The organism is Pseudomonadota bacterium, from assembly GCA_010028905.1.
Lineage (GTDB): Bacteria > Vulcanimicrobiota > Xenobia > RGZZ01 > RGZZ01 > RGZZ01.
The window spans coordinates 1-8,190 of the sequence record RGZZ01000221.1 but is presented as its reverse complement, the minus strand read 5'-3'; the positions used below and the strand labels follow the sequence as shown (position 1 = coordinate 8,190).

Below are 8,190 nucleotides of genomic sequence, written 5' to 3'. Positions count from 1 at the left end.
GGCTCGGTGATCGGCGCCTTCGACGGTGCCGGTGACGGAGAGGCTGAGGAGGGGAGGGCCGAAGGCCCTGCGGAAGGGCGTGCGCTCGGTGTGGCGGAGGGGCTCGGCGATGGGGAAGGGGCAGGCGCCGCGAGTGCCGGAGGCGGCGGCGGCACGATGGTCAGTGCACCGCCGATGCCGGCACCGACCGCGATGATGAGGGCAAGCGCCCGATGCAGGGCGCGAAGGCCGTCAAATGGAGAAGAAGGGGTCTGGCTCATGTCATGTCTCCTCAGCTTCGGTAGGTGTGACACCGGCAACGGCCTCCGGGTTGCGCGGTGAGGGCGCAGCGATCACGCGCCGCCAATCTCGCTCTCCACCCAGGAGATAGTCGCCGCAAGGCCATCCGCCAGGCGCACCTGGGGTTCCCAGCCAAGAACGGCGCGCGCCCGCGAGATGTCCGGGCAGCGACGAGAGGGATCGTCTGGCGGCATGTCGCGCCGGGTGATGCGTGACGTGCTGCGGGTCAAGGCGATGACGGTGTCGGCCAGGGCCCGCATGGTGGTCTCCTCTGGGTTCCCCAGGTTGATGGGGGCATGCTCCCCCGAGGCCAGGGCCCGGTGTATGCCGTCGACCAGATCGGTGTGGAAGCACATGCTGCGCGTCTGGGTGCCATCGCCGTTGACCGTGAGCGGTTCGCCGCGCAGCGCCTGGCTTATGAATGTGGTGACGACGCGACCGTCATCGACGCGCATGCGGGGGCCATAGGTGTTGAAGATGCGAATGATGATGGTGTCGAGGCCGTGCTCGCGATGGTAGAGCGCCGTGAGCATCTCGGAGAATCGCTTCGACTCGTCGTACACCGAGCGAACCCCGATGGGGTTCACGTTCCCCCAGTAGCGCTCGGTCTGGGGATGCTCGAGCGGCTCGCCGTAGATCTCGGAGGTCGACGCGAGCATGAAGCGCGCGCCGTGGGCGCGGGCGAGGTCGAGCAAGGCCCAGGTCCCTGTCGAACCCGCCTGCACAGTGTCAAAGGGCATCTTCACGTAGTCAATGGGACTTGCCGGCGATGCGAAGTGCAGGATGGCTTCGAACCGGCCCAGGCTTGCGAGGAGCGCGGCGTCGCACACACTCCCGCGCACGATCTGAAAGGATCCCCGCTCCTCGAGGTGCGCGACGTTCGCCGCTCGCCCCGTGATGAGCGAATCGAGGCAGACCACCGCGTGGCCCTCTGCGATGAAGCGATCGCACAGATGCGACCCCAGGAAGCCGGCTCCTCCCGCGATGAGAACGCGCATGTCAGTCGATCTCGATCTCCACCGAGCGCACGGCTTGCTTTCCCTCGAGCGGGAGGACGACGCGCAGGAGTCCATCTCTCAGAGAGGCCCTTATGCCTTCGGCCTGGATGGGGTACGGCAGCGGTATAGCGCGGTGGAAGGGACCGACCGCGCGCTCGCGCAGATGCCAGGCGCGCTTCTCGGTGAGGTCGGGCGCGCCCGTCTGGCCCCGGATGATGAGCAGGCTCTCGTAGGCGTGCAAGCGCACGTCTTCCCTGCGCGTGCCGGGAAGGTTCATCAAGACCACCAGTGCGCCGTCTTCCTCGAAGAGGTCGACCGGGGGTTCGAGGGGGTGCTCAGCGCTTCCGCGACGTGAGAAGAGGTCGCTCAGAAGGCTCGCCATGGTCATCTTGATGCTCTCGAGGCCGAGATGGGGATCGAATCCCCAGGCCTTGCGATCGACGGGGAGGTCGCGCTTTCTTCGCCGGGTCGGTCTCGGAGCGGGTTCGGCGCTGTCATCGGTGGTCTTGTCTCGTCGGGCCATCTCACCCCTCCCTTCGACGGCGTGATCATTGCGCACGGGCGCCGTGTTGGTGTCGATGCACCGTGCAGCGGGTCTGTCCGCGATACATCGTTATCGTGACGATGCCCAGATTCCTTCGCGTCGCAACGTCTGGCACGGGACGGCGCCTGAGGCGGGCTTCGGGGCGGCCAACCGCTTCAAGGAAGGGTGATCTGCATCGCGGGCAGGGGGGCGGAGACCAGCTCGATCACCTTTGTGTCGGAAGGAGGCGTGACGGTCAGGCGTGCGATCCCATCGCTGCCCGTGCGCGCGCGAGAGGGTGGAGATCCCGAACTTCTCACCTCCACCTCCTGGTCGGGAAGCGCGTTTCCGAAGGCGTCGACGACCAGGGCCTCGATCTTGAACGCCCGGGAAGCCGGCGCAATCGTGGTGGGTTGGGGACCCGGGCGGTCGGGCGCCGGCGTCGCGGGGGAGAGGCCTGCCACGTCGATGGGCCGGGAAGCGGGAACTTCGAGGGCGCGCGCGGCGAGTCGTCGCGGCGGGCCGCCTTCCACCGCGATCTCATCCTGCCCGTACACGAGCCCGGCATAGGCGATGACCCGAGCTGGACCGATGGCCCGAGCAGGGGTGAACATCGCAATGGCGCGCCCTTTTGTCGTGTGCGCCACCGGGGTGATGACACCGCTGCTCGAGGAGAAGTACACGGGGGTTCCGTCGGCCGCGGGCTTGCCGCCCGCGGTGGTGACCATCGCGACTACCTTTGTCGATGCGCTCGGGTCGGCCTTGAGGCGATGGAGCGCCGCCGTCACCTGCACCGCGGCAGGCAGGAGGGGAGGAGACGTGTCGGTCAGCATGAGGCCGTTGGCGACCTTGCGCTGCGATCCGTCTCGCGCGGGTGGCCGGCTCACCAGAGCACCGTCGACCACCATGGCCACCGAGCCCCCGCCATCGAGCCCCATGGCGTCCACGGCGCCACGTTCCACCAGCCAGGCCGCCAGTTGCGGAAGCTGCCACCCCTGGGCGTGGTTGTCGCGGTACCCCGAGATGGTCACGAGCAGCAGGTGACCGTTGCGCAGCCGCGCCAGGGCGGTTCGTCCGGCTTTGCGTGTGATGTCGTTGCCGGACCTTCCCAGCGCCTCTTCGTCGATGGTCAAGGCCACCCTGCCATCGCGCACGAGACGTGGCCCTCCTCCCAGGCCGATGCGGACCCGGCTCCAGTCGGCTGTGCCATCGATGGCGATGGGGTGTCCATCCTTCACCTCGACTCGGTTCATCAGTACCTCACCACTCGGTGTCAGGCCGATGGCGGTACGCGGTGGACGTCGCGCCACGTGGGGCACGAGCACCCGCCCTTCATCGATGATCAGGCCCAGCGGGCCTCCGCCATAGCGGAAGAAGCCCCCGTTGATGAGCACGAGCGCGCCTTTGCGCCGGGCCATCTCAGTGGGGTCTTCCACCGTCGTGAGCGACTCCTTCGCGTTTGCGATGCGCAGGGCAACTCCATCGGTCAGGGTCACCTCCACCTCGTTGATGAGGCTGTAGTCATCGCGCGTGCGTATCTCGTGGCGTCGCCAGGTGGCGTTGCGCGTCACCTGCAGCGCCTGCTCCTCGACGTAGGCGCGGTCGATGTCGACGGTGAGCGCGGCGCCGTTGAGCGCCGCATGGATCTTCGATGTGGGAACCGCGTAGGCGAGCTTGATCACCCACTGGGCGCTGGTGAAGTTCGGGGTGCGCAGCTCGAAGCCGCGAACGAGGGTGTCCGGCCCGAGAGACGGCACGCGTGCCCCCGCGAGATCGACGTTTCTCAGGTCGATGACCACCGCGCCTTCGTCTGCGGCGTACCACACCTGCCAGAGTGCGGCTTCCGGGGCTTCGAGGCCCACCTCGAGATGCACCCGCTGGGCGGGAAAGGACGCTGAGAGCGAGGTCACCCGAGCAGGGGAGCGCTGCGGGTCCACGCCGCGGGCGCCGCAGGCCAGCGCCCCCACGAAGGTGATGCTGAGGGCAACGAGGTGCGCGATGAGACGGAGGAGGCGTCGGGAGGGGGGCCGTCCGACGGCGGGCGTGCGACGAGGGTTCATGCTACTCCTGGTTGTCTTGCTGGCGGACCTGGCTTCGGGGAGCGAGGTCGAAGACGCTGCGGGTGTTTCCACGCAGATCGCACTGTTCGACGGTTCCCTTGGCTCTTGGAAGGGCCTGCACCGCCACGAAGTTTCGCGTGATGCGGCAGCGCCGCAGGATGGGGTCGGCGCCCTCCGCGATGACCACTCCTGCCTCGAAGCTGCCCGCGATCTCGCAGTCCTCGAAGAGGCCGTAGCTGCGTCCGCGGGAGACCACCCCGCAACGACCGCTGTCGAGCACCCGGGTCCGCCGAAGCTCGGGGTTGGCGCCGTCGTAGATGAAGACCCCTTCTTCGCGGTTGCCGGCAACGGTGCAGTCCTCGAACACGCCGAGGCTCTGCTCACCGATGACGAGCCCGCGCCCCTTCCCGTCGCGAACCTGGCAGCCCCGAACCAGGGGATCGGCGCCGGCGGTCACCGTCACGCCCGCCTGTCCGCAGCCACGGATCTCGCAGTCGTCGAAGGTGCCGCGACCCTCATCGTGGACGTAGAGCCCTGCGCCCCGTGCGCTGCGCACGGTGCACTGCCGCGCCGTGATCTCGGCCTTGTTGGCCGCCTCGATGCCGATGTGGGTGTGGTGCATCTCGCATCGCTCGGCTGTGGCGACGGCGCTGTCGTCGACGAGCAGAGCCGCCTCGGCCGTGTCGGTGATCTCGCAGTCTCGAAGCGAGGCGTTGGAGGCGGCTCCGCGCACGTGCACGCCGACCTGGCCGGATGACGCGATGCGGCACGTGTCGAGCGACAGGGAGCCGTAGATGACCTCGACGGCCGCGGCGGCGTCTGACGGTTCGGTGAGCAGGGTCAGGCCGCGCACCGACACCGCCCCGCCATTCACCACGAGCGCGCCTCCTCGTCTCCCCGCGATCACGATGTCATCAGGGCGCCCGTCGCCGATGAGGGTGATTGGGCGATCGATGACGAGGCTCTCGACATAGCGGCCCGGGCGAACCCGTATCACGTCGCCGGGGGAGGCTTGGAGCATGGCGTCGTGGATCGACGACAGGCCCCCCTGTCCCACAATCCACTCCAGGCTGCGCACCGGGATCTGAGGCTCGGCTGCCTCCACGGGGCCGCGAGGGGGGGGAGATGGGGTCGAACGCCCTGGCTTCCAGAGATTCGAGAGCATTCGGCTGACCACCTTGGGCAGACCACGCTCGTCCTTGCCGTCGCGGATGGCCTCGAGCGCCTTCAAGGCCTCATCTGCGGAGGGGGTGCGCTCGGTCTTGCGCACCGCCATGAGCCGCCGGATGGCGACCTCGAGGGCACGTGGCGTCTTCGGAGCGAGCGATGAGAGGGGCTCGAGGGGGTCGCTTCGACCTTCGACCAGGGCCTGCTGGCGATCCACTGATTCGATGGGAACCTGTCCCGTGAGCAGCGCGTAGAGCGTCGCACCCAGGGCGTACAGATCGGCGCGAGGGTCGCTCTGCTGGCGGGCGTACTGCTCTGGCGCGGCAAACCCCGGGCTGCCGACGCCCTTCAGGATGGTAGAGAACTTCCCCTGGGGATTCAGGGTTTTCGCGATGCCGAAGTCGAGCAGCATGACGCGGCCGTCCCGGGTGAGCATGAGGTTGTCTGGCTTGAGGTCCTTGTACACGACCGGGCTGGGCTGCTGTGCGTGGAGGTAGGACAGCACGCGGGCGATCTGCACCCCCCAGTCGAGCACCTGCTCCACGGGCGGCAGAAAGGCGGGGGGGCGCTGACCGGAGAGATCTGCGAGCTCGCTGAGCGTGCACCCTTCGACGAGGTCCATCACCAGGAAGTACTGCTTGCCCTCATCGAAGCACGCATGAACGCGGGGAATGCTCTCGTGGCGCAGCGTGCGCAGCACGCGGGCCTCATGGAGGAAGAGGCGGACGGCGTCCTCCCGCTCCTTCTCGCTCTCGGCGTCGACCTGCATGCGCTTGACCGCGACGCGCAGACCCGGGGTTTCGAGATCGTCGGCCGCGTAGACCACACCCATGCCGCCTTTTCCCACGACCGGACCCAGGCGGTAGCGACCGCCGACCACATCGCCAGACCTCACCCTGGAGCGCTCCTCATGTGATGACGATGTACTGGCTCTGGAGCTGTGCGAGGATCTTCTGGCGCAGCTTGAGCAGGTCGTGGATCTTGTGTGCCGCCTCCTGCGGTGTCAGGTGCGTGGTGTCGATGCGAATGGGGATGGTGTCGTAGACCTCCTTGCGCTGGCGAAGGAGCTCCTCGACCTTCTGGTCGATCGGCTGGTCCTTGAGCAACGGGCGCTTGTCGGTGCGCTCCAGGCGCGTGACGAGCTCCTCTTTCTGGGTGAACAGGCAGATGACAACGCCGGTCGAGGTGAAGAGCGCGCGCACCTCCGGATCGAGCAGGGTTCCGCCCCCCGTCGCCACGACACGGTTGCTCAGCGCGGCCAGCTCGAGCGACAGCGCCTTCTCCTGAGCGCGGAACCAGGCCTCGCCCTCGCGCACGAAGCACTCGCTCACGGGCATGCCCAGACGGCGCTCGAGAGCGGCGTCGGTGTCGACGAACTTGCGGCCCATGAGACGAGCCAGCTCACGGCCAACGGTGCTCTTGCCCGTGCCCATCATGCCCGCAAGATAGACGTTGCGCCGCGAGACTGCCGCCATTCCGCTAGACGAGGGTCGAGGCGGGGGCGAAGATCGACCAGAAGTTGGGGTACGAGATCTCCACCGACTCGGCACCCTCGAGCACGGTATCGCCGCGTGCCACCTGCGCTGCCACCGCCAGCGCCATGGCCAGCCGGTGATCACCGCGGCAGTCGACCCGCGTTCCCACCAGCGGGGTCGGGCCCTCGACCGCAAAGCCGCCCGGTCGCTCTTCGATGCGGGCACCCATCTTGCGGAGCCCTTCCACGATGCCGCTGATGCGATCAGACTCCTTGACCCGCAGCTCTTCGGCGCCAAGAAGACGCGTCCAGCCGTAGGCCTGCGTGGCCACGACGGCCAGGAGGGGAAGCTCATCGATGGCGGCCGGCACGTCGTCGGCGCCCACGCTGATGCCCGTGAGCCCCTCGGTCTCGCAGACGATGTCGCCCACGTCTTCGTTGAGGTCGTCGTTGCGCTTGTTCTCGATCTTGAGGTTGGCGCCCATGCGCTTGAGCAGATTGCAGAAGCCGATGCGCGTGGGGTTGACCCCCACCGAAGGGATCTCGAGCTTGCTCCCAGGCACGATGGCCGCCGCGGCCAGAAGATATGCGGCCGATGAGATGTCGCCCGGAACGCGGCCCCGGATGGCGTCGAGCTTGCCCCCACCAGGCAGGCTGATGCGCTCGTCTTCCACGACGAGCTTCACGCCCATCGAGGTCAGCATGCGCTCGGTGTGGTCCCGGCTGCGCAACGGCTCGGTCACCTCGGTGGTTCCGCCGGCGCGCAGACCGGCCAGGAGAACGGCTGACTTCACCTGGGCGCTGGCCACCTTCGGCTTGAACTTGATGGCCTTCAGCTTGCCGCCGGCGATGGCCAGCGGCGCGTTCTCGCCGTCGTTGCGCCCCAGTATCTTTGCGCCCATCTTCTTGAGCGGCTCGCTGATGCGACCCATGGGGCGACTTCTGAGGCTGGCATCGCCCGTGAGCACCGAGAAGAAGGGGAAGCTCGACAGGAGCCCGCTCATCAGGCGCATGGTGGTGCCCGAGTTTGCGCAGTCGAGAACCTCTTCTGGCTCGCGCCAGCCGTCGAGGCCGCGGCCGACCACCACCACGGTGCCGTCGAGCGTGCGACGGATCTCGATGCCGAGCTTCTGCAGGCAGCTTATGGTGGCGTGGGTGTCAGCGCTCTCGAGCAGGTTCTCGATCAGGCTGTCGCCTTCTGCGAGGCTTGCGAGGATGACCGCCCGATGCGAGATGGACTTGTCGCCAGGTACGGCGATTCGCCCTGTCCAGCGCTTCTTGCGGGGAGTGATGGTGATCTCCATTCAAGCGTCTCCATTTCTGAGCGAGAACTCGGGAGTCTCGGGCCGTGGGCTTGCCTCGGCCTGCTGATGCAGGGCCGCGGTCGGATGATGGGGGTGCTGGGTCAAGAGAGAAGCCCGGCCTCTTCGAGCAGGGACCGGATGGCATCGATCTGGGTCTGTGACGCCTCCACCAGGGGCAGGCGCAAGCCCCCCGCGTCGAAGCCCTTCAGCTTCAGCGCGGCTTTGACGGGAATGGGATTGGTCGTCATGAAGAGCCCTTTGAAAACAGGGAGGAGGCGCGCGTGCAGCGCTGCCGCGCGTCGTGTGTCGCCGCGGTGCCAGGCGGCGATCATGTCGGCGATCTCGCGTCCCGCGACGTGCGACACCACGCTCACCACGCCCACGG

7 protein-coding genes are annotated in these 8,190 nt (G+C 67.7%); all 7 read right to left on the bottom strand.

All coding sequences use genetic code 11. The features are described 5' to 3' along the window. Window positions 1–332 precede the first annotated feature (332 nt). A complete protein-coding gene (locus tag EB084_14795) occupies window positions 333–1,277 on the bottom strand; it encodes an NAD-dependent epimerase/dehydratase family protein (GenBank protein NDD29526.1) in 945 nt (314 codons plus the stop codon). Between the two features lies 1 nt (window position 1,278). Continuing rightward, window positions 1,279–1,800: an Hsp20/alpha crystallin family protein gene (locus EB084_14790; GenBank protein NDD29525.1), complete on the bottom strand. Its 522-nt coding sequence runs from the start codon at window positions 1,798–1,800 to the stop codon at window positions 1,279–1,281. A 176-nt stretch (window positions 1,801–1,976) separates the two neighbouring features. Then, entirely contained in the window at window positions 1,977–3,860 is a 1,884-nt protein-coding gene (locus tag EB084_14785) for a hypothetical protein (GenBank protein NDD29524.1), read from the bottom strand. Between the two features lies 1 nt (window position 3,861). Beyond that, the gene (locus tag EB084_14780; protein NDD29523.1) at window positions 3,862–5,907 is read right to left on the bottom strand and encodes a hypothetical protein; all 2,046 of its coding nucleotides are present in this window, start codon (window positions 5,905–5,907) and stop codon (window positions 3,862–3,864) included. Between the two features lie 28 nt (window positions 5,908–5,935). Continuing rightward, on the bottom strand, window positions 5,936–6,502 hold the full coding sequence (locus tag EB084_14775) for a shikimate kinase (GenBank protein NDD29522.1): 567 nt from the start codon (window positions 6,500–6,502) through the stop codon (window positions 5,936–5,938). A 4-nt stretch (window positions 6,503–6,506) separates the two neighbouring features. Further along, window positions 6,507–7,805, bottom strand: coding sequence for a 3-phosphoshikimate 1-carboxyvinyltransferase (aroA, locus tag EB084_14770; GenBank protein ID NDD29521.1), 1,299 nt, complete (start codon window positions 7,803–7,805; stop codon window positions 6,507–6,509). Between the two features lie 101 nt (window positions 7,806–7,906). After that, on the bottom strand, window positions 7,907–8,190 hold a 284-nt coding region (locus EB084_14765), incomplete at its 5' end, for a 4-hydroxy-tetrahydrodipicolinate synthase (protein ID NDD29520.1).